The 26,821-nt window shown below is 46.4% G+C and carries 27 protein-coding genes and 1 other annotated feature; of the genes, 15 read left to right on the forward strand and 12 right to left on the reverse strand.

Annotation, left to right across the window (positions count from 1 at the left end; all coding sequences use genetic code 11):
• Window position 1: 1 nt before the first annotated feature.
• Window positions 2-910, reverse strand: coding sequence for a cidABC operon transcriptional activator CidR (locus JNUCC22_RS17955; protein WP_047936295.1), 909 nt, complete (start codon window positions 908-910; stop codon window positions 2-4).
• A 106-nt stretch (window positions 911-1,016) separates the two neighbouring features.
• Here JNUCC22_RS17955 and JNUCC22_RS17960 point away from each other — a divergent pair, with 106 nt between their 5' ends.
• The 3 genes from JNUCC22_RS17960 (at window position 1,017) to JNUCC22_RS17970 (ending at window position 2,389) form a co-directional block, all read left to right on the forward strand.
• On the forward strand, window positions 1,017-1,403 hold the full coding sequence (locus tag JNUCC22_RS17960; RefSeq protein WP_007407725.1) for a CidA/LrgA family holin-like protein: 387 nt from the start codon (window positions 1,017-1,019) through the stop codon (window positions 1,401-1,403).
• Window positions 1,385-2,065: a CidB/LrgB family autolysis modulator gene (locus JNUCC22_RS17965; protein ID WP_007407726.1), complete on the forward strand. Its 681-nt coding sequence runs from the start codon at window positions 1,385-1,387 to the stop codon at window positions 2,063-2,065. Before JNUCC22_RS17960 ends, JNUCC22_RS17965 begins: the two co-directional genes overlap by 19 nt.
• Before the next feature lie 129 nt (window positions 2,066-2,194).
• On the forward strand, window positions 2,195-2,389 hold the full coding sequence (locus tag JNUCC22_RS17970; RefSeq protein ID WP_003150901.1) for a YwbE family protein: 195 nt from the start codon (window positions 2,195-2,197) through the stop codon (window positions 2,387-2,389).
• A gap of 59 nt (window positions 2,390-2,448) precedes the next feature.
• On the opposite strand, the gene JNUCC22_RS17975 is transcribed toward JNUCC22_RS17970, so the two are convergent.
• Window positions 2,449-3,599 (reverse strand): IS3 family transposase gene (locus tag JNUCC22_RS17975; protein ID WP_216061885.1). Its coding sequence is split into 2 segments (ribosomal slippage): window positions 2,449-3,326 and window positions 3,326-3,599, totalling 1,152 coding nucleotides; the frame shifts between segments, so codons are not numbered across the junction.
• Window positions 3,600-3,833: 234 nt separating this feature from the next.
• Between JNUCC22_RS17975 and JNUCC22_RS17980 the strand changes: the two genes are divergently transcribed.
• Together JNUCC22_RS17980 and JNUCC22_RS17985 are read left to right on the forward strand one after the other, a co-directional pair.
• Window positions 3,834-4,595, forward strand: a complete 762-nt coding sequence (locus JNUCC22_RS17980; protein ID WP_216062339.1) for a MerR family transcriptional regulator — start codon at window positions 3,834-3,836, stop codon at window positions 4,593-4,595.
• On the forward strand, window positions 4,582-5,484 hold the full coding sequence (locus tag JNUCC22_RS17985; RefSeq protein ID WP_216061970.1) for a DUF2268 domain-containing putative Zn-dependent protease: 903 nt from the start codon (window positions 4,582-4,584) through the stop codon (window positions 5,482-5,484). The genes JNUCC22_RS17980 and JNUCC22_RS17985 overlap by 14 nt, the downstream gene beginning before the upstream one ends.
• Before the next feature lie 81 nt (window positions 5,485-5,565).
• Here JNUCC22_RS17985 and JNUCC22_RS17990 read toward each other — a convergent pair whose 3' ends face one another.
• Window positions 5,566-6,753, reverse strand: a complete 1,188-nt coding sequence (locus tag JNUCC22_RS17990) for a class I SAM-dependent rRNA methyltransferase (RefSeq protein WP_039063816.1) — start codon at window positions 6,751-6,753, stop codon at window positions 5,566-5,568.
• A gap of 94 nt (window positions 6,754-6,847) precedes the next feature.
• On the opposite strand from JNUCC22_RS17990, the gene JNUCC22_RS17995 reads away from it, so the two are divergent.
• Window positions 6,848-7,231, forward strand: coding sequence for a glyoxalase GlxA (locus JNUCC22_RS17995; RefSeq protein WP_003150894.1), 384 nt, complete (start codon window positions 6,848-6,850; stop codon window positions 7,229-7,231).
• A 27-nt stretch (window positions 7,232-7,258) separates the two neighbouring features.
• Here the strand turns inward: JNUCC22_RS17995 and celB (JNUCC22_RS18000) are convergent, their stop codons facing one another.
• Complete coding sequence (celB, locus tag JNUCC22_RS18000; protein ID WP_007407728.1) at window positions 7,259-8,593, reverse strand: PTS cellobiose transporter subunit IIC; 1,335 nt, start codon at window positions 8,591-8,593, stop codon at window positions 7,259-7,261.
• A 161-nt stretch (window positions 8,594-8,754) separates the two neighbouring features.
• On the opposite strand from celB (JNUCC22_RS18000), the gene JNUCC22_RS18005 reads away from it, so the two are divergent.
• The gene (locus tag JNUCC22_RS18005; RefSeq protein WP_216061971.1) at window positions 8,755-10,500 is read left to right on the forward strand and encodes a S8 family peptidase; all 1,746 of its coding nucleotides are present in this window, start codon (window positions 8,755-8,757) and stop codon (window positions 10,498-10,500) included.
• A gap of 57 nt (window positions 10,501-10,557) precedes the next feature.
• On the opposite strand, the gene JNUCC22_RS18010 is transcribed toward JNUCC22_RS18005, so the two are convergent.
• Window positions 10,558-11,418: a glycosyltransferase family 8 protein gene (locus JNUCC22_RS18010; protein ID WP_216061972.1), complete on the reverse strand. Its 861-nt coding sequence runs from the start codon at window positions 11,416-11,418 to the stop codon at window positions 10,558-10,560.
• A 178-nt stretch (window positions 11,419-11,596) separates the two neighbouring features.
• Between JNUCC22_RS18010 and JNUCC22_RS18015 the strand changes: the two genes are divergently transcribed.
• Window positions 11,597-12,094: a MarR family winged helix-turn-helix transcriptional regulator gene (locus JNUCC22_RS18015; RefSeq protein ID WP_032864572.1), complete on the forward strand. Its 498-nt coding sequence runs from the start codon at window positions 11,597-11,599 to the stop codon at window positions 12,092-12,094.
• Window positions 12,091-12,302, forward strand: a binding site (T-box leader). Its footprint overlaps the gene before it by 4 nt.
• A gap of 45 nt (window positions 12,303-12,347) precedes the next feature.
• Complete coding sequence (gene tyrS / locus JNUCC22_RS18020) at window positions 12,348-13,592, forward strand: tyrosine--tRNA ligase (RefSeq protein WP_216061973.1); 1,245 nt, start codon at window positions 12,348-12,350, stop codon at window positions 13,590-13,592.
• 56 nt (window positions 13,593-13,648) lie between these two features.
• Here tyrS and JNUCC22_RS18025 read toward each other — a convergent pair whose 3' ends face one another.
• Window positions 13,649-14,281 (reverse strand): GTP pyrophosphokinase YwaC, encoded by a 633-nt coding sequence (locus tag JNUCC22_RS18025; protein WP_150941502.1) that lies wholly within the window; start codon window positions 14,279-14,281, stop codon window positions 13,649-13,651.
• 130 nt (window positions 14,282-14,411) lie between these two features.
• Entirely contained in the window at window positions 14,412-15,347 is a 936-nt protein-coding gene (locus JNUCC22_RS18030; protein ID WP_007614633.1) for a 1,4-dihydroxy-2-naphthoate polyprenyltransferase, read from the reverse strand.
• Between the two features lie 443 nt (window positions 15,348-15,790).
• Here JNUCC22_RS18030 and JNUCC22_RS18035 point away from each other — a divergent pair, with 443 nt between their 5' ends.
• From JNUCC22_RS18035 to JNUCC22_RS18060, 6 genes are all read left to right on the forward strand, one after another.
• Window positions 15,791-15,940, forward strand: a complete 150-nt coding sequence (locus JNUCC22_RS18035; RefSeq protein WP_003150882.1) for a teichoic acid D-Ala incorporation-associated protein DltX — start codon at window positions 15,791-15,793, stop codon at window positions 15,938-15,940.
• Window positions 15,941-15,955: 15 nt separating this feature from the next.
• Window positions 15,956-17,467, forward strand: coding sequence for a D-alanine--poly(phosphoribitol) ligase subunit DltA (dltA, locus tag JNUCC22_RS18040; RefSeq protein ID WP_150941503.1), 1,512 nt, complete (start codon window positions 15,956-15,958; stop codon window positions 17,465-17,467).
• Complete coding sequence (gene dltB, locus JNUCC22_RS18045) at window positions 17,464-18,645, forward strand: D-alanyl-lipoteichoic acid biosynthesis protein DltB (RefSeq protein WP_012118762.1); 1,182 nt, start codon at window positions 17,464-17,466, stop codon at window positions 18,643-18,645. The genes dltA and dltB overlap by 4 nt, the downstream gene beginning before the upstream one ends.
• Before the next feature lie 16 nt (window positions 18,646-18,661).
• A complete protein-coding gene (gene dltC, locus JNUCC22_RS18050; RefSeq protein ID WP_003150875.1) occupies window positions 18,662-18,898 on the forward strand; it encodes a D-alanine--poly(phosphoribitol) ligase subunit 2 in 237 nt (78 codons plus the stop codon).
• Window positions 18,899-20,077: a D-alanyl-lipoteichoic acid biosynthesis protein DltD gene (dltD, locus tag JNUCC22_RS18055; protein ID WP_012118763.1), complete on the forward strand. Its 1,179-nt coding sequence runs from the start codon at window positions 18,899-18,901 to the stop codon at window positions 20,075-20,077.
• Between the two features lie 184 nt (window positions 20,078-20,261).
• Window positions 20,262-21,353, forward strand: a complete 1,092-nt coding sequence (locus JNUCC22_RS18060) for a branched-chain amino acid aminotransferase (protein WP_150941583.1) — start codon at window positions 20,262-20,264, stop codon at window positions 21,351-21,353.
• A 39-nt stretch (window positions 21,354-21,392) separates the two neighbouring features.
• On the opposite strand, the gene licH is transcribed toward JNUCC22_RS18060, so the two are convergent.
• The 5 genes from licH to licR form a co-directional block, all read right to left on the reverse strand.
• Complete coding sequence (licH, locus tag JNUCC22_RS18065; protein ID WP_014419213.1) at window positions 21,393-22,721, reverse strand: 6-phospho-beta-glucosidase LicH; 1,329 nt, start codon at window positions 22,719-22,721, stop codon at window positions 21,393-21,395.
• Complete coding sequence (licA, locus tag JNUCC22_RS18070) at window positions 22,718-23,050, reverse strand: PTS lichenan transporter subunit IIA (protein WP_003150867.1); 333 nt, start codon at window positions 23,048-23,050, stop codon at window positions 22,718-22,720. Before licA ends, licH begins: the two co-directional genes overlap by 4 nt.
• An 18-nt stretch (window positions 23,051-23,068) precedes the next feature.
• Window positions 23,069-24,427 (reverse strand): PTS cellobiose transporter subunit IIC, encoded by a 1,359-nt coding sequence (gene celB / locus JNUCC22_RS18075; RefSeq protein ID WP_012118765.1) that lies wholly within the window; start codon window positions 24,425-24,427, stop codon window positions 23,069-23,071.
• Between the two features lie 15 nt (window positions 24,428-24,442).
• A complete protein-coding gene (licB, locus tag JNUCC22_RS18080; RefSeq protein ID WP_003150863.1) occupies window positions 24,443-24,751 on the reverse strand; it encodes a PTS lichenan transporter subunit IIB in 309 nt (102 codons plus the stop codon).
• 98 nt (window positions 24,752-24,849) lie between these two features.
• The gene (gene licR, locus JNUCC22_RS18085; RefSeq protein ID WP_216061974.1) at window positions 24,850-26,805 is read right to left on the reverse strand and encodes a transcriptional regulator LicR; all 1,956 of its coding nucleotides are present in this window, start codon (window positions 26,803-26,805) and stop codon (window positions 24,850-24,852) included.
• Window positions 26,806-26,821 lie beyond the last annotated feature (16 nt).

The following is a 26,821-nucleotide window of genomic DNA, read 5'->3' on the forward strand; positions in this document are numbered from 1 at the left end:
CTTAATCATCCTTTTTTCTCTTTTTCGGATTCCATAAATACGATTTCGTATGCTCCAGCCAGGCTCTGGCGGCAAAGGACATATAGCGGTCTTTCCGCCAAATGATGGCTAAATGCCACGGAATGACCGGATGAACGAGCGGAATGGTTCTGACTTTGTCAGGATCAAGACCGCGGCAGATTCTTTCCGGCAGCAGGCCGATACCGAGGTTGGCCGATACCATTTCGCTGATAAAGTCCCACTGTGACGTTTCATAAATGACGTGAGGCCTGAATCCGGCTTTCACGCATTCCGTCATAATTCGATTATGAAGGACAAAATCCTCCCTGAAAAATATGAACGGCTCTTCTTTCAATTCGTGGAGACTGCATTCTTTCTCGTCAGCGAGCCGATGTGACGGATGGACGACGAGCATAAGGGTTTCCTTGACGATTGTGAACGTATGAAAAACCTCTTCATTCGCGGGAAGTACGACGACCCCGATATCAAGCGAGCCGTCCTCCACCCCTTGCTGCACTTTAATAGAGCCGTCCTCAACAAGCTGAAACGTCACATCGGGATATGTGACGCGGAAGTCACCGAGCACTCTCGGGAAAAAGCCGGACCCGATCATCGGCGGAAGACCGATGCGGACGTGCCCTTTCTTCACTTCCATAATATCGTTCAGCTCTGACGTCAGGTTTTGGAAGGACTTTGTGATTTCCTGCGCCTGCACATACATGCTCTGCCCGGCGTCAGTCAGTTCAACTTGCCGGCCATTGCGGTAAAACAGCTTAATGCCGAGCTCCGTCTCCAGGTTTTTAATCATTTTTGAGATTGTCGGCTGTGAAACATACAGAGACTGTGAAGCCTTCGTAAAGCTTTTCAAACGGGCCACTTCCAAAAAATACGTTAAGTGCCGGATATCCATTACATTTCATCCTTTCTATAGACAAAAGGAATACACATTATTCTTTATATGTATTTTACCTATAGCAAAACCTTCTGTACAATATAAATATAAGGGAGGCATCATTATGAAAAAATTGCTGCTTACCGTTATTCAAATCGCTCTGCTGTTTATATTTGCGCGTCTGATCAATTGGGTCACGGCGGCTCTTCATATAAATATTCCCGGCAGTATAATCGGGATTGTGATTCTTTTCACATTATTGCATTTCAAGATTATCAAACTTGAATGGATTGAGCTTGGCGCAGCATGGCTCCTCGGTGAGCTGCTGCTGTTTTTCATCCCGTCTGCCGTCGGAGTGATTGAATACGGAGATATTATGTCTAAATTCGGCGTAAGCATTTTACTTGTCGTCGTCATCAGCACATTTGTCGTGATGGTTTCAACAGGTACGCTTACACAGCTGATAGCAAAAAGAAAGGAGAAAAAACAAACGTGTTCATCGGAATCATAAGTTTATTCTTAACTGTCTTAGTATATTTGGGCGCGAAAAAACTCTACACTCGTTTTCCGCGGGTGTATACGTCGCCGCTTCTGATTACGCCCGCTGTTTTGGTCGTACTGCTGCTTCTTGTCAATGTCCCGTATCAGACATACAATCTCGGCGGCGGACTGCTGACCGATATGCTTCAGCCGGCAACAGTGGCGTTCGCTATCCCGCTTTATAAATATTTCCCGATTTTAAAGAAATACGCCGTGGAAATTATTTTGAACGTAGCGGTCGGTTCATGTATCGCCATTCTGTCAACGGCCTTTATCGCGAAATGGTTCCATCTCGGCAGCAGCTTAGTCGACAGTCTCGTGCCGCGATCCGTGACGACGCCGATTGCCATGAACGTTTCAGAAATGATCGGCGGGATGCCGGCCGTTACAGCGGTTTTCGTCATTTTAACGGCTTTATTGGGAACGATCATCGGGCCGATGGTCATCCGCTATTTCCGCATTGATAACGAAATTGCCCGGGGCGTGCTGCTCGGAACCAGCGCGCACGGAGCGGGAACATCTAAAGCATTTGAGCTCAGCTCCGTATCAGGAACGATCTCAAGCGTGTCCATGATTCTCGCCGCAATTATGACGCTGTGCGCGGCCCCGATTTTGCTTTCGTTTATGTCATAAAAGACTGCTCCTTACAGAGCGGTCTTTTTTTATTTGCTATGAAGGATTGATTCGTCTGTCCTTCATAAAAAGACGAAAACACGATATGATAAGATATGAAGTGAAAAGACTGAAGAACGGATGTGTCATATGAACGGCCAGCAGCGAAGCAGCATCAGAAAAGGACTTGAAGTCGATATCGTCCTGAAAGCCGATCAGCGTTCAGGAAAGCTGACAAGAGGAATCGTGAAGGATATTTTGACGAACTCAAGCTTCCACCCGCGCGGCATTAAGGTCCGCCTTGAAGACGGGCGAATCGGCCGGGTCCAGCACATTATTGAATAGAAAAAAGCCGGAGCTTCAGGGACTGCCCCCCGTTTTTGAGACAGGGGTCAAAACACCTTTTAAACAGCCAATTGCCGATAGTTTATCGGTGATTGGTTGTTTAGTTTGGTTTGAATACGAATATTGTTATAATAATGAATGTATTCTATGACAGTGCGTTCTACGATGGCAGTCGTAGTTCGATCAATGCTGTTAAGATAGAACGTTTCAGACTTTAGCGAGGAATGAAACGATTCGATGGAGGCATTATCAGCGGGCGTCCCTTTGCGGGACATGCTCATGGTAATGCCTTTTGTTTTAACAGCTTTTTGATACTCGTAAGATGTATACACAGAACCCTGGTCACTATGTAACACGCAGTTCTCAGGCAGCATTGGTAGCTGATCAAGTGTGTCTAAGACAAAGGCTGTGTCCTGCTTATCCCCAATAGTAAAAGCAATCACTTCTCCATTGTATAAATCTAATATACTGGAAAGGTACAATTGTTTCTGTCCATAAGGCAAATATGTGATGTCCGTTACTAGTTTTTCAAGAGGACGATCAGACTGAAAGTTCCGATCCAATATATTATCGACCACGGCATATGGCTGCCCATCCTTCTTGCGCTTTTTCACCTTAACCCGACACTGCCATTGATTTTTCTGCATAATACGTTGAACCGTTTTATGGTTAATACACATTCTCTTTTTTAGTATGGCTGTGATTTTTCGATATCCATATCGATACTTGTGCTCTCGGCACAACGTGCCGATTTGTTTTTCCAAATGGCGCTTGGGATGATCCTTCATCAGATTCTTCTTCCAACGATAATAAGACGCTCGAGAGATACCTAAATGAATACAGATATCCTGTACGGTCATTGTGCTGTGCAATATTTCTACAAGTTCGACTGACGTTTCGCTATCAACTTCCTTTCCAATTCGTTGTACTTTTTTAAAACTTCATTCTGTTGTCTCAGGTAACGAATCTCTGCCTGCAGTTTCTCTAAATCGGAAGAATACTCCGGACCTTTTCCGTAAGTGTATTGCTTTCCAACAGGCTGTTCGAATCGATGTGTATCACCAGCCTTATACCATCTAACCCATGTCTGAACCTGTGTCTTATTCTTAATATTCAACTCCTGCATGATCTCTTTCATAGGTACGCCTGCCAATCTCATTTTTACAGCCTTCTGTTTCGCTTCAACCGGATAACTCACTCTTGTCCCCATAGAAAAAACACCTCCAAGTCTAATTTCGGATAACAATCATCCGTATTCAAACTTGAAGGTGTTTTTATTTGTCTCATCTTATGGGGTCAGTCCCTTCACGCCCGGCTTTTTTTCTTTAATTTCAGCAATGAAATCCTCATATGTTCCCCTTTATATACAAAAAATCTTTAACCAACTATTGACTCTTACGTTGCGTAATACTTTAGAGTAGCCATTAAGGAGGCGGCAAACGTGATGGGTATGAAAGTAAAAGAAGTAGCTGAACTGATTGGAGTAAGCATACGTACTCTCCATCATTACGATCAAATTGGATTATTGACTCCTCAGGAAACGACCGATTCCAGTTATCGGCTTTATTCTGAAGAGAATCTTGAACAGCTGCAGCAGATACTATTTTTCAAGGAGCTCGATTTCTCCTTAAAAGAGATTAAAGAAATCATTAATAGTCCTTCATTTAACCGAAGGGAGGCATTAATTTTACAAAAGAAAATGTTGATTGATAAACGGAATAGAGTCGATAAAATGATTGAAACCATCGATAAATCAATCAAACATATGATGGGAGAGATTTGCATGACGAACAAAGAGCGGTTTGAGGGAATGAACTTCAATCATAATCTTTATGAACAAGAAGCTCGCAAACGGTGGGGTGATCAACCTGTCGATAAGGTAAATATTAGATTGAAAAGCATGACTGATGGTGAGCAAAAAGATTTATCTGATAAGTGGACTGCAATGTTCAATAAATTTGCACTCCTTATTAACCAATCTCCCAAGTCCCCAGACGTACAAACAGCTATCAAAGAGTGGTTTGATTTTCTCAATGAAAATTTTGGTGAATATTCTTTTGATGCCTTTTACGGATTAGGTCAACTCTATATTGAAGATAAACGCTTCACTAAGAACATCGACCGGTATGGTGAAGGGTTGGCGAAGCTCATGAGTGATGCCATTACAATTTATATAGATCATCAAAAAAAGGGTGGTACCCATTAAAATCATTATCGAGGATACAATTGGGCAATACGAAACATTATTTTCAATGGTTGAAAATAGAGAAGATTATTATCGGTATTCAATGATGAAACCTTTTGAAGATATGTGGAAAAAGATTAATGTCCCCTTAAAGGCAAAGCAACCTAACGGATATGATGTAATCATGGCTGCAAATATGCTGGGCTATCTGAGCATATTTGATACGGAAACCGGAAGAAAAGCATTAGAGAATCTAAAAGAAATTCAAGCTCTTCAAATTGCATATGGCACTTTAACTCATTGTGTAGAATTTATCAAACAAAACCGCTTAAAAATAAATGCTGATGAAATAAGGTTTGGGATGTATCTGGCCAATCAAAAAAAGCTTGAATTACATAGAGGGTATTGTGGATTCGGAGGAATTCCGGGATTTATTCAAGTTTCAATATTCCCCAATTCATATAACATACCGAGACTGCCTGCTGTAATCGCACATGAATTTCATCATAATATTCGTTTTTCGTATTTCAATTGGGACTATGGGAACGTAACGGTTGGTGATTACTTAATTATAGAGGGGCTGGCAGAATCGTTTGCCAAAGAACTTTACGGAGAAGCTCTGTTAGGTCCCTGGGTTACTTCTTTTGAAAAAGAAGACTTAGAATACTCAAAAGAAATCATCAAAGACTCATTAAATGTGAAAGGGTTTGCTGAGGTCAGCAGTTACATGTTTGGTGACACCTTTGCAGCCGAACAAGGTTATCAGCCTGTCGGCTTATCACCGTTTGCAGGTTATGCGGTTGGCTACCAAGCGGTGCAATCCTTCATGAAAGCCAACAATGTGGGGATTAGAGAGGCCACTTTACTTGGCACAGATGAGATACTAAGTAATAGCGGGTTGTTTCTTTAAGAATGAAGATTATTTTATCCCGTATTAAAGCGATGGAAGAGGGTTTTCTTTTCCCCTCTTTCCACGCTATAAATGGTCATTCTATTTTTTCCGCAAGAAAACAACCTTCAAATAGTTCCCTTCTTTAAACGCGGGAATCGTTTTGAAATCTTCCGGAAGCGTGTATTCTTCCAAAATGTCGTAACGCTCATTTGTTTCTTTAAAGGCGGTCTCTATAAAGCCTTTAAATTTCTTCATATTGAAGGCGCTGCTGTTTGTCGAAGCGACGATGATGCCGTTTTTTGCGGTGATGGCGATCGTTTCCTTCAGCAGATTTTTATAATCTTTCGCCGCGCTGAACGTCCGTTTTTTTGTGCGGGCGAAAGAAGGCGGATCAAGGATGATGAGGTCAAACTCCAGCCCTTTTTTCTCCGCATAGCCGAAGTATTTGAAAACATCCATGACTTTAATGTCATGCGCCTCATAATCAATTCCGTTGGCGCTGAACTGTTCAATTGTTTTTGCGAGACTGCGGTTGGCGACATCGACGCTGGTCGTTTTCTCAGCTCCGCCAAGCGCCGCCGCAACGGAAAATGCCCCCGTATAAGAGAACGTATTCAGCACCCGTCTGCCGTTTGCATACTTGTCCCGAATCGCTTTGCGTACATGACGCTGGTCTAAGAAAATGCCCGTCATCGCCCCGTCGTTTAGATCCACAGCGTATCGGATGCCGTTTTCTTGAACAATGACCGGAAAATCTCCTCTTTCGCCTTTGACAAAATCGTCGTCTTCCACGTATTGCCCGGCCGTATCGAATCGTTTCTTTTCATAGATCGCTTTATAAGAAAGCTCCAGTCCGTCAATCGCCTCAATCATGCTGTCCTTATAAGTGTAAATGCCTTTACTGTACCATTGAATCAGCAGATAACCATCATAAAAGTCAATCGTGACGCCGCCGATGCCGTCGCCCTCACCGTTGAACAGCCGGAACGCCGTCGTGTCGGGCGCCTTAAACAGATGAGCTCTCGCTTCAGCCGCTTTTTTCAGCTTGTCCAGAAAGAAACGTCCGTCGATCCGTTCATCTCTCGCGCGGGACAGCACCCAGCCGACTCCTTTATTCTGCAAACCGTAATAGCCTTTTCCGATAAACTCACCCTTCTCGGATGTCACATCAAAAAGATCGCCCTCTGTTAAATGAGCCGAGCTTCCGGACAGAGCGTCTTTTTCAATCAGGGGGAATCCTTTTTTCAGCTTTCCGGCAAATGTATCTTTCACTGTAAGTAGCTTCATTGTGCATTCCTCTTTCGTTTTGCTTTCTCTTATCGTACCATAAAACATGATCAACACCGCATTGTCCCGAAAAATTCAAAACAGGGGGAAAACCATGACAGCCAAAAGAATCGACCATACAGGCATTATGGTCAAAGATATTGAAACATCCATCGCCTTTTATCAAGACGTTCTCGGTATGCAGTTAAAGGATCGTATCACTCATACGAACGGCATTATTGAACTTGCCTTTCTCGGCTTTCAGGAAGGGCCGGAGACAGAAATTGAGCTGATCCAGGGCTACAGCAGCGAGCTTCCCGCAGAAGGAAAAGTGCATCATGTCGCTTTATTGACAGAAGATATCGCGGCGGAGTTCACGCATGCGAAGCGTCAGGGCGCCGTATTTATCGATGAAGAAATCACGACGCTTCCGAACGGGTACCGCTACTTTTACATTGAAGGACCTGACGGCGAATGGATCGAATTTTTCCAGCGTTAAAAAAACGGGCGAAAGCGCCCGTTTTTTTTATGTTTCTTCAGTGACGTTTTGTTCCGCCGCCCGTTCCTCTCTCCATTTTTGAAGATCCCAAATTCGGAAAAACGGATAATAGATGATAAATGTAATCAGGAGATTGATCAGCTGCATGACCGAACCGGAGATTTTCCCGCCCGTCGCCAAATAACCGGAAATCAGCGGCGGCATCGTCCACGGCACGGCGATTCCCGCCGGTTTTGCCACCATCCCCGTGCTCATCCCGATGTACGTCGCCGTAATGGTCAAGAGCGGCGCAATGATAAAGGGCACGATTAACAGCGGATTCATGACGAGCGGCATCCCGAAAATAATCGGTTCGTTAATGTTAAAAATCGCGGGCCCGATTCCGAGACGGCCGAGCTGTTTCATCTGTTTGCTTCTGGAGCGCACAAGCATGGTCAGCACAAGGGCAAGCGTCGCTCCGCTTCCGCCGACATTAATCCATATTTGAAAGAACTGTGTCGTAAAAATGCTCGGCAGCGCTTCTCCCGCCTGAAAAGCCAAACGGTTGGCATCCATCGCCCCATACCAGATCGGCGACATGACGCCGCCGATAATGGACGCGCCGTGTATGCCGCACGACCAAAGCAGCATTTGCACGAATTCGGCGATAAGACTTCCGCCGAGACTCCCGCCCAAAATAGACAGCGGGGTGCCCAGCAGATCGCCTACGACATTGTGGAGGCTTTTAAAAGGAGTTATTTCAATAAACAGACGGGCCAGCCATACAAGCGTAATAATAATGAAACCGGGGATGAGCGCAACGAACGATTTGCTGACCGCAGGCGGCACTCCGTCAGGCATTTTAATGACGATATTTCTTTGTATGATAAACCGGTACACTTCCGTAGACAGCATTGCAATGATCATCGCGACAAACAGACCTTTGCTTCCGAGCAGCGAAATCGGAATGCCGCCTCCCACCATAATCTCTGTTGCCGAGCCGTCAGGAATAAACGGAATCTGATACGGCGTCGCCAATAAAAAGGCGGCAAGGGCAATGGCTCCCGACGACAGGGCATCCACCTCATAGCTTTCCGCAAGCCGGTAAGCAATCCCAAAGGCGGCGACAAGCGCCATAATATCAAAGGACGCATTCACAGGATACCCGAGCTTTTCAACCCAATTTTCACCGAAAAGACCAGCCATAAAATCGGCATAACCGGGAATCGGAAGACTCGTCAGAATCAGAAAAACCGATCCGATGATGATAAGCGGCATAGTCAAAATAATGCCGTCCCGCAAAGCTCTTAAGTGCCTTTGGCCGGCGACTTTTCCGGCGACAGGCATGATTTTTTCTTCCATGACCCGATTGAACGTACTCATTTATCAAAAACCCCCTTTTTGAGTTCATTGCGCAGATGTCTTAAAGCATTTTCTCCATCATATTTTGGAAACGCTTACATTTGCATACAGAAATTTTCCTTATCCTTCAGGAAAAAAAGAATTCCGCACTGCCGATATATAAAGAAAAAGGGGGAATCACAATGTATCACACCCTGAAACCGATAATGGCCGCGGCCTTGTGCGCCGGCCTGTTCTCCGCCGCGGCGCCCGCGCACGCCGAGACGCACGACCGGGACGTTATCGTGGTGTACAAAAATCAAAACGGCAAGGAATCCGCCATAGACAGCGGAGCGGATGTGGAACAGACCTATCAGCATCTCCCGGCAGTCGCCGTGTCAGCCGATTCACAAACGGTGAAAGACCTGAAACAGGACCCTGACATCTTATATGTAGAAGACAATGTATCCTTTCAGGCAGCAGGCGGTTCTGATATCCGCCCGTTATCAGCGGCCCAAAGCAGCAGTTACGCGCTGCCGCAATGGGATATAGAACCGACTCAGGTCAAGCAGGCGTGGAAAGAAGGCTTGACGGGAAAAAAGGTTAAAGTGGCTGTCATTGACAGCGGCATTTACCCTCATGATGACCTTTCCATTGCCGGAGGCTATTCCGCAGTCAGCTATACTTCTTCATACAAAGATGACAATGGACACGGGACGCATGTCGCCGGAATCATTGCGGCAAAACATGACGGATACGGCATTGACGGCATCGCGCCGGATGTCCGGTTATATGCGGTTAAAGCATTAGACAGAAAGGGTGCAGGGGATCTTAAAAGCCTTCTTAAAGCGATCGACTGGTCGATCGCCAACAAAATGGACATCATCAATATGAGCCTCGGAACTAACGCAGACAGCAAAATTCTTCACGACGCCGTAGACAAAGCATACAAAAAAGGAATCGTGATCGTAGCCGCCGCAGGAAACGACGGCAACAAAAAACCCGTCAATTATCCGGGCGCCTACAGCAGCGTAACGGCAGTCTCAGCGTCAACTGAAAAAAACGGGCTCGCGGCTTTTTCCACGACCGGAAAACAAATTGAATTTGCCGCACCCGGCACCAATATTACGAGCACGTACCTGAATCAAATGTACGCCGCGGCTGACGGCACATCTCAAGCCGCACCCCACGTCACCGGCATGTTCGCGCTGCTCAGGCAGAAATATCCCGAGGAAACAAATACACAGCTCCGGCAGCAGATGCAGCAAAACGTCAAAGATCTGGGCGCTCCCGGACGTGACAGCCGATTTGGGTACGGCCTGGTGCAATATCACGTAAAGCAAAAGAGCTTTGCCGAACGGGCTGTAATAAAAGCGGAAAAGACGAAAAAACAGGCAGATATCAATCAAGCAAAAACGGCCGTCAGCAAGCTGTCCAAGTCAAAGGGAAAAACCGCTCTCGAGTCCCGGATCAATAAAGTTCAGACGGCAAGAAATGTGACGGACGCAAGAGACAAAGTCCGGACTGCCGAAAAACAAAAGAAAAAAACCGCCGTCAATGCCGCACAAAGCGCCATTCGCAAATTACCGGCCGGTTCAGAGAAAAAAGGGCTGCAAAAGCGGCTGAACGCTGTCAATTCAAGCCTTTTGAAAACAGCTGAGGCCAGCGTCAAGCAGGCGGAAAAAAAGACCTCTGAGGCCAGCACCGCAAAAGCCCAAAAAGCAGTCAGCGAAATCCAGCCGGGAAAAGAAAAAACCGCTCTGGAAAAACGGCTTGGCCGGATAAAAGATAAACTCAACCGACAGCAGGCTAGAGACAAAGTAAAAGCGGCGGAAAAAACCAAGACTAAAAAAGCAAAATCAGCGGCACAAACAGCAGTCAGCCGATTGAAGCCGTCTGCCGAAAAGACCGGCCTGCAAAAACGCATGCGTGCGATTCGGGTGAAATAATAAAAAAAACGCTTATGAGCCGGATAACGGCTTCACAAGCGTTTTCATCACACCTGCCTATTGGTTCATGGCCGGGCGGTCGATCGTGTTCCATTTCGTAAAGGACATATATCGGAAATAATGATCACGATACGGGTGCGAGGTGCCTGTATTCCAAGGCTTGTCGCTGCCGCAGAAATGGACGATGGCCGGTTCGGCACGTGTTTCTCTGTAACGTATACGGTCGATCAGTTCAGGAGGTGTTTTCTCATTCATGATAATATGCGTCTGCGCGTTCCAGCGCGGATGCAGTTCATGCCATTGATCATATAAGATCGCGTTAAGCGCGTCCTGATCATGGAACACGAGAAAATCCTCCGAGCTGTTTTCGTTGATAAAATCAATCACCTTTTCGGAAATATTTTGTTTTCTCCAAGGTTCGAAATCTATAATCATAATGCCGGAATTAAAATACTTGGCAGTGTCGCTGATATTCATTTTTTTCAGTCTTTCATGCTGTCCGGCGTCTTCTACCGCCGCAACTATTGCCGGGGAAATATCCATATCCCATAAAACCGAAATATCTTCCATCACAATTGCATCGCAATCAATGTAAATCATCCGCTTTACGGACTCATCCTTAATTAAATCAGGGATGGAAATGCGGTAATAAGCTGCTTTTGTAATGTGGCTGCTTTCGACTGCATGCTTGTATTGATCAGCGTCTACTTCTAAAAATTCAAGCGGCGTCCCGAATGACATCGCAGTCTGTTCAAGCTTGTCCTTGTTTTCGGCAGTAATTCCGCCGTCGATCACATATAATTTGGCATTCCTTGTATTATCCATATTCATCAATAAAGAAGCGAACATCCCACCCAAATGACGAGCATAATGATCATCGGCACATGATACGATATGCATTGTTTCATTCTTTCCCACTGATATTCATCTCCCTTTTTGTTGTACAAATGTCTTTCCCTTTTTTTAAAAAGTAAACCTTGATCTTACACATTTTTTCTGCGGGAATGTGCTGTTTGCGATTTGATATCTTTTGCATTCTCTGTTAAAATTCATTTCATAGCTAATGATTCTGACAATAAAAAGGAGCATGACGCCATTGACGAATCGCAACGATGCCGGATCAGACAATAAGAAGCCGAACAGGCCTTTTTCCGATCTATCCGGCAAAAACAAAGAGGCGGCCTATATTGCCGCTGCACTCTATCGGTCCGCCCAGCAGCTCCGTGTAAAAATGGAGAAAGAGGTGCTGTCGGCACACAAATTATCATGGACGGCGTTTTCCATCCTGTATGACCTTTGTGAATGGGAAACGCTTGATACAAGAAGGATAGCCGCTCTATCCGGAATTACCTCGGCGACGGCGAGCAATGTCCTGAACACTTTGGAGAAGAAGGGCTTATGCAGCAGACAAACGAACAAAAGAGACCGCAGGCTTGTATTCGTCAGTATTACCGATGAGGGCAGAAAGGTTATTGAAGATCTGTACCCCGACTTTCATCAGGGGGAAATTGAACTGACGGCCTGTCTGGATAAACAGGAACAAAAAACGCTGTCCGCCCTGCTGCAAAAAATCGCTGACAATTTCATAACGTAGCAGCTATGACGGGAATCAGTAGCGGATTGTCTCCCTGTTTCAGAGAACCGGCGGATGGTGCAAGCCGGCACAAAGACAAACGTGAATTACCTCCCTGAGCTTTCTTTGTGAACTTCAGTAGCAAAGAACGGGAAACCGTTATTCGAATGAGCGGAAGACGTCGTCTTCAATCAGGGTGGTACCGCGTGCATACAGCCACGTCCCTTTTGGGATGCGGCTTTTTTGTTTGGCTAAAAAAAGGAGGATGTAAAAGATGGAATCAATCACTTTAACGAATGATCAGGAAAAAGAAGTGCAAAGGCAGCTGGATTTGTACATGACCGGCGCCGCGGACGTCATACCGCCTGAAGAATTGAGAAATAAAATCGCCAAATCAGTGGCATCCGGCAAGCCGCTGAACATTAAACTCGGCCTTGATCCGTCCGCACCCGACGTCCACTTGGGCCATACCGTCGTGTTAAACAAACTGCGCCAATTTCAAGAAAACGGCCATATCATACAGCTTGTTATCGGGGACTTTACCGGAAAAATCGGTGATCCGACGGGGAAGTCGCAAGCCAGAAAACAGCTGACTGATGAAGAAGTCCAGCACAATGCCAAAACCTATTTTGAACAGTTTGGCAAGGTGCTGGATCAAGACAAAGTTGAACTTCACTGCAACTCAAAATGGCTGAAGACATTGAATCTGGAAGATGTGATTGAATTAGCGGGGAAAATTACTGTCGCCCGTCTGATGGAGCGCGACGACTTTGAGGAGCGCATCGCCATGCAAAAACCGATCTCACTTCACGAATTCTTTTACCCGCTGATGCAGGGTTACGATTCTGTCGTTCTCGAAAGCGATATCGAACTCGGCGGTACGGACCAGCATTTTAACGTGCTGATGGGCCGCCATTTCCAAGAACGCTACAAAAAAGAAAAGCAGGTCGTCATCCTCATGCCGCTTTTGGAGGGTCTTGACGGCGTTGAAAAAATGTCTAAATCAAAAAACAACTACATCGGCATTGACGAGCATCCGAACGACATGTACGGCAAAACGATGTCATTGCCGGACAGCCTGATGAAAACATATATTCATTTAGCGACAGATCTAGAGCCTGCGGAGAAAAAACAGATGGAGAAGGATTTGGAATCAGGAAAGCTTCATCCGAGAGATGCCAAAATGATCTTAGCGGGTACAATCGTCAGAATGTACCACGGCAGGAAAGCGGCAGATGCGGCAGAACAGCATTTCAAACGTGTCTTCCAGCAAAACAGCCTGCCTGAAGATATGAAAACCGTCATATGGGACGGAGAAAAGACCGTGCCCCTTATTGAGCTGCTCGTCACGATTGGACTCTTTTCTTCAAAAAGCGAAGCACGCCGTATGATTCAAAACGGCGGAATCAAAGTGAACGGGGAGAAAACGGATGCCCTTCATACCGTCATTCCCGCAGAAGACGGCATGACGATTCAGGTGGGTAAGCGAAAATTTGTACAGCTGCGCGTAAACGGATAAATAAACAGCCGGACTGCACATAAAAGCGGTCCAGCTGTTTGTGATGCGTCAATCGTTTAATCGACTTCTTTCTTAATTCCAAGCATCTTTTCGTCTAAATAATGGGCGATGTCCGCCGCTTCCTTCAGCTCGTCGGTCAGATGCTTTGGGACTTCGTTATTTAATTTGTAATAAATTTTATGTTCAAGGCTCGCCCAAAAATCCATGGCAATGGTGCGGATTTGAATTTCCGCCTTCACATATTCCACACGATTCGTCAAATAAACGGGAATTTCAATAATCAAATGCAGGCTGCGGTAGCCGTTCGGCTTCGGATGTTTGATATAATCCTTCACCTTTACGATCTTCAGGTCCTTATGCTGCTTCAAAACCTCAGCGACATTATAAATATCGGAAATAAAGGAACAGATAATCCTGAGACCCGCAATATCATGAATATGCTCTTTCATTTCCTGCGTCGTCACATCGCAGCCTTTGCGCATCAGTTTATTGACGATACTCTCGAAACTTTTTACGCGTGATTTTGTATGCTCGATCGGGTTATGCCCGTGAATCAGATTATATTCCTGGCTGATGATAGAAAACTTCGTATCCAGCTCATCTAAAGCGAATTTATAAACTAATAATTCATTTTTCCAATCTTCCATGACCGTTTTCAAATCATCCATATGGGCTGTTGACAAGTCCATTTTTTTCATCTCCTTGCTTTGCTGTCCATATATGAGACGTGTCAGTCCGCGGTCAGGTTCTTTACAATATCGTGAAGATTATGTCATAAAAAAAAGCAAATGCCGGTTATGGCATTTGCCTTTCATTTGATCAGCGGAAATAACTGATCAGGAGTCCGATTGAAAGCAGGAATCCGAAGAATGTATTGGTTTGCGCCGTTGATTTCATCGCAATAATCATGTTCATCGGCATCTCGTTTTTCACAAAGCCTTTCACGGCCTGAACGGGTTTCGGCACGCTCAGGAAGACCAGGAACAGCCACGGGCTTGTGTAACCCATGATGACAAGACCGACGATCCAGATATAAGCGATGGCAAAAGATGCGGCCAGTATCATGACGGCCCCTCTATGCCCCATCAAAATGGCCAGCGTTTTACGTCCGCCTTTTTTATCTTCCTCAATATCACGGATATTGTTGGACAGGTTAATCGCTCCGACCAAGATGGCGATCGGGATAGAAATCAAAATGCTCTGTTCATTAATTCTGCCTGTCTGAATGAAGAAAGAAATAAGGACAAATACAGAGCCCATGCAAATGCCGGAGAACAGTTCCCCGAACGGTGTATACGCAATCGGCAGCGGGCCGCCCGTATACAGATAGCCGATCAGCATGCCGGCAAGGCCGATAACCGCAAGCCACCAGCTGCTGCTCATGCAGATATAAACACCGAGCACGAGGGCAATCGCATAAGAGCCGAGCGCCAGCTGCAGAATTGTTTTCGGCTTCATGCCGTGGCGGACGATCGCTCCGCCGATACCGACGGAATCCTCCGTATCTAAACCGCGTTTAAAATCGTAATATTCATTGAATAAGTTCGTGGCGATCTGGATCCAAAGGCAGGAAAACAGCATGGCCAAAAACAGCAGGAAATCAACCTTTACGTAAAACATCGCCAATACGGTGCCGAGAAGTACGGGCACAAACGATGCCGTCAATGTATGAGGGCGGGTTAGCTGCCACAAAATGCGGCCCATGCTTTCTTTCTCGGGCGTCTTTTGGCTGCCCCCCATATTGTTTTGATTCATTTTCCTCTTCCTTTCTATTAAAAGGCTTTCACAGTCAGCCGATAACAGTAGTGTTGAATTGGGGTTTTCACGTTTTCTGCTACCTTATCTATCATAATAATTTCTTCCTCATTTCACAAGATGCGGCGCTTTATCGGCTATCCTGCCGGAAACGGCTTTTCGCCCTTCTCCATTGGGGTTCGGCACAAGCCTGCTTAAGAAAAAGCCGCCAAAATTTTTTTACCTCGTTTATATTTACGATAAGTTAAAAATCCCGCCTGAACAGCGCCTTTTTAGTATGATCATTTGCCAATTTATACATGCGTGTTTTCCATCCTTTTGTTCCTCATTCATTTTTAAGGAAATTTTAAGCTTAGGATATTAGACATATTTTGAAACTTTTTGTTAATCTAATCGTCATATACTGGTGTAATTATTGAATACGCGGGGAAGGAATTTTGAATATGATGCAAAAATTAAAACGTGCTTATGAAAATACATTGATCAAATGGACGTTTCATACGGGCTTTTATTTTCTGATATTAGTATTGCTCTTTTGGATGTATGGATTTCATACAGCGAATACCGGCACTTATATTTACAACGATTTCTAATCGGGGAGGATAACTATGAAACTACTTGATGCTATAAAAACATACGCAGACGCCAAGCCGCAGGCTGAAGCGTTTCGTTCCTTAGATCATTCCCTCACTTACGGGGAATTATGGGATTTGTCGGAGCGGGTTGCGTCCGGCATTCAAAAACATACAGCTGACGGTTCGAAAGCGCCTGTCCTCGTTTACGGACATATGGAGCCGAATATGATCGTTTCTTTCTTAGGAAGCGTCAAAGCGGGCCGCCCTTACATCCCTGTCGATGTTTCCATTCCGGCGGAGCGGATCGTCAAAATCATTGAAAGCTCAGGCGCAGAGCTGCTTATCAGCGTATCGGGCGATGCAGTCGATACGGGAAGCAATCTGATTAAAACCGTTACGCCCGAAGAGCTTGCAGCTGACGGAGATGCAGACCTCAGCCGTGAGAACTGGGTAAAAGAGCTGGATACGTTTTACATTATTTACACGTCCGGCAGCACGGGAAATCCGAAGGGCGTGCAGATATCGGCTGATAACCTGCAAAGCTTCACTGACTGGATCTGCAGGGATTTTCCTGTGGGCGATGGTAAGATATTCTTAAACCAAGCGCCGTTTTCTTTTGATTTATCTGTCATGGACATTTTCCCGTCGCTTCAAACGGGAGGTACGCTGCATTGCGTAACGAAAGACAAAATCAATAAACCGAAAGTACTATTTGAAGAGCTGGAGAAATCCAAACTGAACGTCTGGACATCGACGCCGTCTTTCGTCCAAATGTGTCTGATGGACCCCGGCTTTACGCAGGAGCTCCTGCCTGAGGCAGAAGTATTTATGTTTTGCGGAGAAGCGCTTCCGGCTGCCGTGGCACAGGAACTGCTAAACCGTTTTCCGAAGGCCCGCGTATTCAATACATACGGCCCGACTGAAACAACGGTTGCCGTCACCTCCGTTGAAATTACGCAGCAGATTATCGATGAAAATGAATCTCTGCCCGTCGGTTTTGCAAAACCCGATATGGATATCTTCATCATGGATGAAAACGGGAATAAGCTTCCGGACGGAGAAAAAGGGGAAATCATCATCGCGGGCCCGAGCGTGAGCAAAGGCTATCTCGGAGAGCCTTCTCTGACGGAAAAAGCGTTTTTCCCGATCGACGGCCAGTGGGCATATCACACGGGTGATGCCGGTTATGTTCAGGATGGTCAGATTTTCTGCCAAGGACGCCTTGATTTCCAGATTAAGCTTCACGGCTACCGCATGGAGCTGGAGGAAATCGAAGTACATGTAAGGCAGTCTCAATATGTGCGCACGGCGGTTGTCATCCCGTATCAGCCTAACGGACCTGTCGAATATTTAATTGCCGCCATCGTGCCTGAAAAACATGATTTTGAAAAAGAATTCCAGCTGACAAGCGCCATTAAGAAAGAACTGGCCGCTTCGCTTCCGGCCTACATGATTCCGAGAAAATTCATTTATCAGGATCACATTCAAATGACTGCGAACGGAAAAATCGACCGTAAACGCATTGGCGAAGAGGTTCTTGTATGACGCCTTACAGCTCGTTTTTCTTCTTTATCTTACTTGGAATCCTTCTTTTGCCGACGATTATTTTAGGGCTGAACGGCAAGAGATTCCAAGGATACAACATGTTTATATCCATCATCGTATTGGCTTTGATTTTCGCGCATGATCTGCACGGCGTGATCGCACTATGTATCTTTACGCTGTGGCAGGTGCTTTTAATCAGGGGTTATCTCGCTTACAGACTGAAAGCCAACAGCGGCTTTGTCTTCAGTATGGCCGTGATCGCGTCCATTTTACCCCTGTTTTTATCTAAATTATGGCCGTTTTTCTTTCCGCCGGCGCCTCATCACCCGGTTCATAACCTGATCAGTTTCTTAGGAATTTCTTATTTGACATTTAAAGGCGTCCAGCTGATCATGGAAACGAGAGACGGGCTGATTAAAGAAAAAATGCCGCTTCACCGCCTTTTGTACTTTATAATGTTTTTCCCGACCATTTCTTCCGGTCCGATCGACAGATACCGCAGATTTGCCAAGGACGAACAGAAAGTATGGACAAAGGGAGAATACGCTGATTTACTGTATACCGGCATTCATAAAATTTTTATCGGTTTCTTATACAAATTCATTATCGGATATGCGATTAACACGTATTTCATTATGAATCTGTCTCATATCACCCACAGCAAACTGTGGGGTAATGTGCTGTACATGTACGGATACAGCTTGTACCTGTTTTTTGATTTTGCGGGTTACACGATGTTTGCCGTCGGTGTAAGCTATATCATGGGTATCAAATCTCCGGAAAACTTTAATAAGCCGTTTATCAGCAAAAACATTAAAGACTTCTGGAACCGCTGGCACATGTCCTTATCCTTCTGGTTCAGAGACTACGTATTTATGCGCTTTGTTTTCTGGATGACAAAGAAAAAATGGATAAAGAACCGGATGGCCGTCTCAAACATCGGGTATTTCCTGCTGTTCATGCTGATGGGCGTCTGGCACGGACTCGCCCTGCAATATATTGTATACGGCCTGTACCACGCCGTATTAATGACCGGGTATAACTTTTTTGAGAAATGGAATAAGAAATACAAGTGGCTGCCCGCCAATCGTTTTACGGCCTTTTTAGCCATCGTCATCACATTCCATTTCGTATGTTTCGGATTTTATATTTTCTCAGGAAAACCATTTCATCACTAAAGGAGATTGAAAACACATGGAATTTAAACAGGAAGTATTAGACGTATTAGCTGAAGTTTGTCAGGAGGACGCTGTGAAAGAAAATCCTGATATTGAAATCTTTGAAGAAGGACTGCTTGATTCTTTCGGAACTGTAGAGCTGCTGGTCGCCATCGAAAACCGCTTCGGCATTACAGTGCCGATCACTGAATTTGACCGTGACGAGTGGAATACGCCAAACAACATTGTAAACAAACTGACTGAGTTGAAGTAAATGAAAAAGCGTTTCTTTGGACCAATTATTTTAGCGTTCGTCCTGTTTGTCGGAGCTATCGCAGTTCCGGCTTCATGGCTTACGCGCTTCATTCCTGAAAAACGTGTCGAAGAGTCGGCGGCAGCCTTAAATCCGAATATGTTCCAGGGACTCTATCTTCAAAACAAAATGTTCGAAGACTCGAAGTATCTGCCGATTTTCGGTTCTTCCGAGCTTTCAAGACTGGATGAGTTTCACCCGTCCAACTATTTCCAAGTGAACAACCAAGGCTTTACGCCTTATCTTGTCGGAAAAGGCGGGGACCAATCCTTGATACACGCCGTGAACTTTGCGGCGCATTATCAGCAGCTGAAGGGCAAAAAACTGGTATTCATTGTTTCTCCGCAATGGTTTATCAAAAAAGGTTCTGATGAACAGCACTTTGCGCCGAATTTTTCATCACTTCAGGCATTGGATTTAGCATTTAATAACCAGATTGATCCCGCGGTCAAAAAGAACATGATGAAGCGCATGCTCCGTTTTAAAGTCGTTCAGCATGATGCCGTCCTTTCTGAATTGTACAAGGGAATGGTCAACGGACAATCATGGAAAGTGAAAGCGGTCATGCCGGCTGCCAAAGCTTATTATTCTCTGCTTGAGAAAAAAGATCTTTATTATTCAATGGGAGAAAACAAGGGCCCTGAACGGACGATCTCTGAAAACCTGAAAGGGAAATCGTGGTCAGAGTTAAAAACAGCCGCCGCTCAATTAGGAGAACGGAGCTCCAAGTCCAATCCTTTCTATATCGATGACGCTTCTTATAAAAAGATTAAGAAGAAAGTAAAGAGAGTGAAAGGAATCAACAAAGGAAGAACATACGCCAAATCAGTCGAATATCACGACTTTGAGGATATGCTGGACATTCTGAAAGATGCAGGCGCTGAACCGATGTTCGTGGTTATTCCGGTCAACGGAAAATGGTATGACTACACCGGCTTCCCGAAAAAAGGCCGGACTGATTACTACAAAAAAGTCACTAAGCAAATTAAAGCGAAGGGCTTTCAGGTTGCCGACTTATCCGGGCACGAATATGATCCGTACTTTATGAAAGACACCATCCATATCGCCTGGAAGGGCTGGGTGTACGTCGATAAAGCAATGGAGCAGTTTTACAAAACCGGCAAGGTGACGGTTCACTGAGCACGGTGATGACAGAATACGTAAAAACGAACACGCAGGGGGCATTCTCTCCCCTGCTTTTTATGTGATTTTGATTTTTTCACAAATTTGAGGAAAACTATTGCGAATATTTGTTGAAGGTATACAATAGAATATAAATTATTTTCAAATAAGTTTGACAATAACACCAATAGGGAGACAGAACATTATGAAACAAGATATTCGTGTTGAATTGACTTCAGCCAAAAAACCGAAACCGGACCCCCATGACCTTGCGTTCGGCAGAATTTTCACCGACCATATGTTTGTTATGGATTACGACGCCGATCAAGGCTGGTATGATCCGAGAATTATCCCTTATCAGTCCATCTCAATGGATCCTGCGGCCATGGTTTATCATTACGGCCAAACCGTTTTTGAAGGGCTTAAAGCGTATGTAACGAAGGATCAGGAAGTGCTTCTGTTCAGACCGGAGAAAAATATGGAGCGCCTGAACCAGTCAAATGACCGCCTTTGCATCCCGCTCATTGATGAAGAGCTTGTTCTTGAAGGCCTGAAACAGCTCGTAGCCATCGACAAAGACTGGATTCCGAAAGCGGAAGGCACTTCCCTTTATATCCGTCCGTTTATTATTGCGACTGAGCCTTTCCTCGGTGTAGCGGCATCCCATACGTACAAGCTGTTTATCATTCTTTCCCCGGTCGGCTCTTATTACAAAGAAGGCATTAAACCGGTAAAAATCGCCGTGGAAAACGAATTCGTGCGCGCCGTCAAAGGCGGCACCGGAAACGCGAAAACCGCCGGCAACTACGCATCAAGCCTGAAAGCGCAGCAGGTTGCGGAAGAGAAGGGATTTTCCCAGGTTTTATGGCTTGACGGCATTGAGAAAAAATACATCGAAGAAGTCGGCAGCATGAACATCTTCTTCAAGATCAGCGGCGAGATCGTGACGCCGGAGCTGAACGGAAGCATTCTTGAAGGAATTACGAGAAATTCCGTCATCACCCTTCTCAAACATTGGGGACTGACTGTGTCTGAGCGGAAGATTTCGATCGATGAAATCATCCAGGCGCATCGTGACGGCCGATTGGAAGAAATATTCGGAACCGGTACGGCGGCGGTCATTTCTCCGGTCGGCGAACTGATCTGGAATGATGAAAGTCTTGTCATCGGCAGCGGTGAAACCGGAGAGATCTCGAAGAAATTGTACGATACCATTACAGGCATTCAAAAAGGCGCGGAAGCCGACGTGTTCGGCTGGACGACGGAAGTCGCCTCACTAAGCGAATCAAAATAAGCAAAAAACCCGGAAGCGAATCCGGGTTTTTTACTGCTCTTATGCTTCAATCGACTTAAAGAAATGAGGCAGATGTTCTTTGTGGGCCTCAAGCATTTCATCCAGAATGGCCTTTGCCACGGAGTCTGACGGGACGAGAGGATTGATCGTCATCGCAAGTAGCGCCGTTTGATAATCTCCCGTGACGGCTGCTTCAGCGGCGACACGCTCAAATGATTTGATTTGCTGGACGAGTCCGCGGACAGACACCGGCAGATCACCGACGGCGATCGGTTTCGGACCGTCTTTCGTCATAACACAGTTCACTTCGACCGCTGAGTCATTCGGAATGCTGGCGATCGCGCCGTTGTTGATCGTATTGACGGGCTGGATATCATGTTTGTCGTTATAGATGGAGCTGATCAGGTTGCAGGCCGCGTCACTGTAGTACGCTCCGCCCCGTTTTTCAAGCTGCGGCGGTTTAATGGCGAGATTCGGATCTTTGTACAGTTCGAACAGTTCTTTCTCAACCTTCTGTACGACCTCGGCGCGTGTGCCCTCCGTCTGTGACGCTTCTATTTCATGCTCGAGCATTTCTTTCGTTTTGAAATAATAGCGGTGGTAGCCGCAAGGAATCAGATCGAGCGCCTTCAGGAATTCAGGCTCCCATTCCGCCCCTGAAATATTTTTCATCGTCATGGCGTTTTTCGGGTCTCCCATGGCTTCAATGACTTGATCTTTCACGCTGACGCCGTCTAAGAAAACATCTAATCCGAAGACCATGTGATTCAGCCCGGCAAATTGCACTTCGATCCGGCTGACATCCACGTCCAATGCTTTTGCGACGCCCATTTTAATGCCGATCGGCACATTGCAGAGGCCGACGACTTTTGTGAGATTCGAGTAGCGGAGCAAGGCCTCGGTAACCATGCCGGCAGGGTTTGTGAAATTCACGAGCCATGCATTCGGACAAAGCTCTTCGATGTCTTTCGCGATTTCCAGAATAACCGGGATGGTGCGCAGCCCTTTGAATAAACCGCCCGGACCGTTTGTTTCCTGGCCGATTACGCCGTATTTTAACGGAATCCGTTCGTCTTTGGCGCGGGCCTCAAGAAGGCCGACGCGGAATTGAGTCGTTACGAAATCCGCATCCTTCAAGGCTTCTCTCCGGTCAAGCGTCAGGTGAATCTCTATCGGAACACCCGCTTTTTCGACCATGCGTTTTGCAAGCGTGCCGACAATATTGAGTTTTTTCTCGCCTTCGGGAATGTCGACGAGCCATAATTCTCTGACAGGCAGTTCCTCATAGCGTTTAATGATGCCTTCCACAAGCTCCGGTGTATAGCTTGAACCTCCGCCGATCGTTACAATTTTAATTCCTTTTGTCATATTTTTGCTCCCCCTTGCAGACTCACTTTTTCGTAAATCTCGACTAACTCAGCGGCCAAGTCTTTCACGGTCATGGCATTCATTAAATGATCTTGCGCATGCACCATTAAAAGCGTCATGTCTGTTTTTTCTCCGCCGGCTTCATTTTGGATCAGTTCTGTCTGATAATGATGGGCTTCCGTCAGTTCCCTTGCGGCTTCCTGAAGCTTTTCTTCCGCCATGGCTCTGTCCCCCCGCTTTGCGGCGGCAATGGCTTCCATTGATGCGCTTCTGCCGTTGCCGCCATGCAGGATGATCTGAAAAATGGTCTGTTCCATTTTTTCATTCATGTGTTTCACTCCCTTTCTCTACAGCACGGCTTTTTCGTCTCCCTGTACGGCTGGCGCCTGCGATTGTTCAAGTTCGTTTTCTTCTTTCAGCTTTTGCGAATCCCACATTCTGAAGAACGGATAGTACACGATAAATGCTGTGATGATATTAATCGCCTGCATGACAGCCCCTGATATTTTTCCGCCCGTGGCAAGATAGCCGGAGAAAATCGGCGGCATCGTCCATGGGACGGCAATGCCGGCAGGTTTGGCGACGAGGCCAGTGCTCATGCCGATATAGGTAAAGACCAGTGTGACAAGCGGTGTGATAATGAACGGAATGAGAAGCATCGGGTTCATGACGATCGGCATCCCGAAAATAATCGGCTCATTAATATTAAAGACGGCCGGCCCGATGGCGAGTTTCCCAAGCTGCTTCATCTGCTTGCTTCGCGAACGGAGAAACATGGTGACCACGAGCGCCAGTGTCGCGCCGCTTCCGCCGATGTTGATCCAGATTTCAAAAAACTGCTGGGTGAAAATATTCGGAAGCGCATCGCCCGCCTGAAACGCAATCCGGTTGGCATCCATCGCTCCGAACCAGATCGGCGCCATGACGCCGCCGACTATGTTCGCCCCGTGTAATCCGCACGCCCACAAGAGCATTTGAACCGCTTCGGCTATCAGGCTTCCGCCGAGACTTCCCCCAAGAATCGAGAGCGGTGTCCCCAGTACAACGCTTACAATGTTATGAAGGCTTTCAAACGGTGTCGCTTCGACAATTAAACGCGCGCCCCAGATCAGAAAGATGACGGCAAAACCGGGAATTAAAGCGATAAACGATTTGCTGACCGCAGGAGGCACGCCGTCCGGCATTTTGAAGACGAAATTCCGCTGGATGATCAGGCGGTAAATTTCCGTCGACAGCATGGCGATGATCATCGCGACAAACAGCCCTTTGCTTCCCATGAGAGACAGCGGGATGCCGCCGCCGACCATGATTTCCTCTTTGGCGCCGGAAGGCAGAAACGGAACTTTGTACGGCGTTGCCAAGAGAAACGCCGCCAAAGATATCGCACCGGCCGATAATGCATCCACCCCGTATTTTTCGGCCAGGCGGTAGGCGATTCCGAAAGCGGCGACAAGACCCATGATTTCAAAGGTCGCATCAACCGGATATTGCAGTTTTTGAGACCAGGCGCTTCCGAACGTCTTTGCCATGAAATCCGCATATCCCGGAATCGGCAGGTTGCCGATGATCAGAAAAAATGAACCGATGATGATAAGCGGCATGGTGAGGATGATCCCGTCACGCAATGCTTGCAGATGCCGCTGGGAGGCAATTTTTCCGGCAATGGGCATGACTTTCTCTTCTAAAAACTGGTTCACCTTATTCACACGGCCCGCCCCTTTCTACGATGCGTTTCCGAGCTGTTCCGCTGATTTCAGAACCTCCGCTCCGTTGCATGTGCCGTAATGGACGGTATTGATGACTTCAACCGGCACTCCTTTTGATTCACCCAATTTTTTCAGCTGCGGAAGCAAATAACGGACTTGAGGCCCAAGCAGCAATACGTCCGCTTTATCAATATGCTGGTTGACTGAATCGCCTGACACCGCCCAGATTTTATATTCTTTTCCTTGTTCCTGCGCGCTTTTTTCCATCTTGGTGACGAGTAAGCTTGTTGACATCCCTGCTGCACAAACGAGTAATATATTCATGTAAAAGACCTCCTGAAAGTTTGATATTTTGTATGTCTCGATGTTAGTACCATCATATTATGAAATCGCTTTCATAACTACTCAGGCTTTTTCCGCTGTTAACGGAAAAAAGGTGTACCCCGGTCTTTCTCTGATCGTTTGTCTCTGAATACTCGTAAAACCTCCTGATAGGTTGTGCATTTTAAGAGACGGCTTACCGCGGCCGGATCATCTAACATGCCGCCGAGCCATTTGTACATATGCTGGAGGTCGGCTTTGCTTTCTTTCTCGACGCAGAGCAGGCAGACAAATTGGACACGCTTATCCGCCCAGTCAATCGGCTTCTTCAGCGTGCATACCGCCCAAAACGTCGTGTCTGTCTGCGGAACGAGCGGGTGCGGAATCGCCGTAAGATTGCCGAAACTCGTAGGAGAAATCGCTTCCCTTTCAAAAATAGAATCGGTCAGAGAATCAGAAGCGAGGCCGGCTGCTGCAACCTGCTGTCCGAGAAAACGGATGACGTCCTCCTTCGTCTCCAGATCCTGCTGCAAAAATACCAGCTCCGGTTTCAGAAAGTTCAATTGTTCCCGCTTTTCTTCCAGCATGGCGTCGATTTTTGTAAAATCCCCGCCGCCCAACAGCGTATGAACCTTTAATACGGGAACGGGCAGGTCTTTTTTGATCGGCACTGTGCTGACCACAAAATCAATCGACTCAAAGGAAAGCTGGTCAAGGCTGCAGTAATCAGCCGTTCCGACGATTTCAAGACGCTTTGCGAACCGGGAACGGAGCTTTTCTCTTAAAAGCTGTGCGCTGCCGGCGCCGGACGCACAGACAATCAAGCAGCGTTTAGGCGGCCGTTCCGTCTTTCTCCTTTCAATGGCGGCTCCGAAATGAAGCGCCAAATATCCGATCTCATTCTCATGAATATCAATGCCGGTTTGCTCCTTGATCACGATTCCCGCAATCACTCCCGCTTCAAATGCGAGCGGATAATTTTCCTTTATGGCGGAGAGCATCGGGTTTCTCAGGTTCATTCCGTACCGGTTTCGGTTAATCGCCGGCTTGATGTGGAGCGCAAGACCCGCTTTCAGCTCATTGTCGTCCGTGATTCCGAGCTTCAGCTCCCGCTCAATGGCTTCGATCATGGCCTCCGTCAAACGGCTGGTTTCCCCGTCTATCAGCCTTGTAAGCTCTTTTCCTTCCAGTTGTGACTGGGTCATGCGCTTTGTCCCGAGCAGGTGAATGGCGATATAGGCGGTTTCCTGTTCGGGAAAGGTGACCGAAAGCGCAGATTCAAGCTCTTTTACGATGGCTTCCGCTGACTGATATTCTGTTTCAAGCTTAATATCATGAAGATCTTCCGGAATGAGAGATACATAGTTTTCTGTCCGGATTCGTTTGCAGGCAATGGCGATATGGATGATGAGATTGTTCAGGCCGAAGAAAGAAAGCGGGATCTTATGGTTTCGAACCTGCTTCATAATGGCTGTGCGGATCACATGAATGTCGTCTTTCGGCAGAATACCGGCCTTTTCACTCAGGAGATCAGGCTCAGGCTCGCGGTCGTCCACTAAGTATTCCGCCATACAATAACGGAGGCGGAGCTCTTCGCCGCGCAGCTTAAAGCCGTAGTTCGGCCTTGTTTCCAAAATGATGTCATAGGGGCGGAGCCGTTTTTTGACTTCTTTTAAATCAGATTGAAGTGTGGATTTACTGATGAACAGTTCTTCCGCCAAGTCATCCAGCTTGAGGTAGCCGTCGGCCAGAAGCATTCTTTTCATAAGGTAATCTATCCGTTCATCGGGAAAAATCGGCACGGTGCTGTTCTGCTGGAAATTGTCCTGAAGCCAGTTTTTAAACGGCTGCTCATTCCGGATCAGCAGCTTATAGCCGCTCCCTCTGACAGATTGAATGGATGCGCCGTGTTTTTCTACAATGGTTTGCAGTTCCTTTATGTCATTGCGGACCGTCCGCGTCGTTACCTTTACATTTGCAGCGATGACTGAGCTTGTAACCGGTGTTTCAGCAGCTAAAAGCAAGCGCAGAAGTTCACGAAGCCGCCCATGAAGCATGAGAAAAACCTCCTAT

The sequence above is a fragment of the Bacillus sp. JNUCC-22 genome, from assembly GCF_018861275.1.
GTDB lineage: Bacteria > Bacillota > Bacilli > Bacillales > Bacillaceae > Bacillus > Bacillus velezensis.

Coding starts and splice junctions, on each gene's coding strand:
- JNUCC22_RS17955 (WP_047936295.1), bottom strand. CDS start 910: ATGGATATCCGGCACTTAACGTATTTTTTGGAAGTGGCCCGTTTGAAA.
- JNUCC22_RS17960 (WP_007407725.1), top strand. CDS start 1,017: ATGAAAAAATTGCTGCTTACCGTTATTCAAATCGCTCTGCTGTTTATA.
- JNUCC22_RS17970 (WP_003150901.1), top strand. CDS start 2,195: ATGAACGGCCAGCAGCGAAGCAGCATCAGAAAAGGACTTGAAGTCGAT.
- JNUCC22_RS17980 (WP_216062339.1), top strand. CDS start 3,834: ATGGGTATGAAAGTAAAAGAAGTAGCTGAACTGATTGGAGTAAGCATA.
- JNUCC22_RS17990 (WP_039063816.1), bottom strand. CDS start 6,753: ATGAAGCTACTTACAGTGAAAGATACATTTGCCGGAAAGCTGAAAAAA.
- JNUCC22_RS17995 (WP_003150894.1), top strand. CDS start 6,848: ATGACAGCCAAAAGAATCGACCATACAGGCATTATGGTCAAAGATATT.
- celB (WP_007407728.1), bottom strand. CDS start 8,593: ATGAGTACGTTCAATCGGGTCATGGAAGAAAAAATCATGCCTGTCGCC.
- JNUCC22_RS18005 (WP_216061971.1), top strand. CDS start 8,755: ATGTATCACACCCTGAAACCGATAATGGCCGCGGCCTTGTGCGCCGGC.
- tyrS (WP_216061973.1), top strand. CDS start 12,348: ATGGAATCAATCACTTTAACGAATGATCAGGAAAAAGAAGTGCAAAGG.
- JNUCC22_RS18025 (WP_150941502.1), bottom strand. CDS start 14,281: ATGGACTTGTCAACAGCCCATATGGATGATTTGAAAACGGTCATGGAA.
- JNUCC22_RS18030 (WP_007614633.1), bottom strand. CDS start 15,347: ATGAATCAAAACAATATGGGGGGCAGCCAAAAGACGCCCGAGAAAGAA.
- JNUCC22_RS18035 (WP_003150882.1), top strand. CDS start 15,791: ATGATGCAAAAATTAAAACGTGCTTATGAAAATACATTGATCAAATGG.
- dltA (WP_150941503.1), top strand. CDS start 15,956: ATGAAACTACTTGATGCTATAAAAACATACGCAGACGCCAAGCCGCAG.
- dltB (WP_012118762.1), top strand. CDS start 17,464: ATGACGCCTTACAGCTCGTTTTTCTTCTTTATCTTACTTGGAATCCTT.
- dltC (WP_003150875.1), top strand. CDS start 18,662: ATGGAATTTAAACAGGAAGTATTAGACGTATTAGCTGAAGTTTGTCAG.
- dltD (WP_012118763.1), top strand. CDS start 18,899: ATGAAAAAGCGTTTCTTTGGACCAATTATTTTAGCGTTCGTCCTGTTT.
- licH (WP_014419213.1), bottom strand. CDS start 22,721: ATGACAAAAGGAATTAAAATTGTAACGATCGGCGGAGGTTCAAGCTAT.
- licA (WP_003150867.1), bottom strand. CDS start 23,050: ATGAATGAAAAAATGGAACAGACCATTTTTCAGATCATCCTGCATGGC.
- licB (WP_003150863.1), bottom strand. CDS start 24,751: ATGAATATATTACTCGTTTGTGCAGCAGGGATGTCAACAAGCTTACTC.
- licR (WP_216061974.1), bottom strand. CDS start 26,805: ATGCTTCATGGGCGGCTTCGTGAACTTCTGCGCTTGCTTTTAGCTGCT.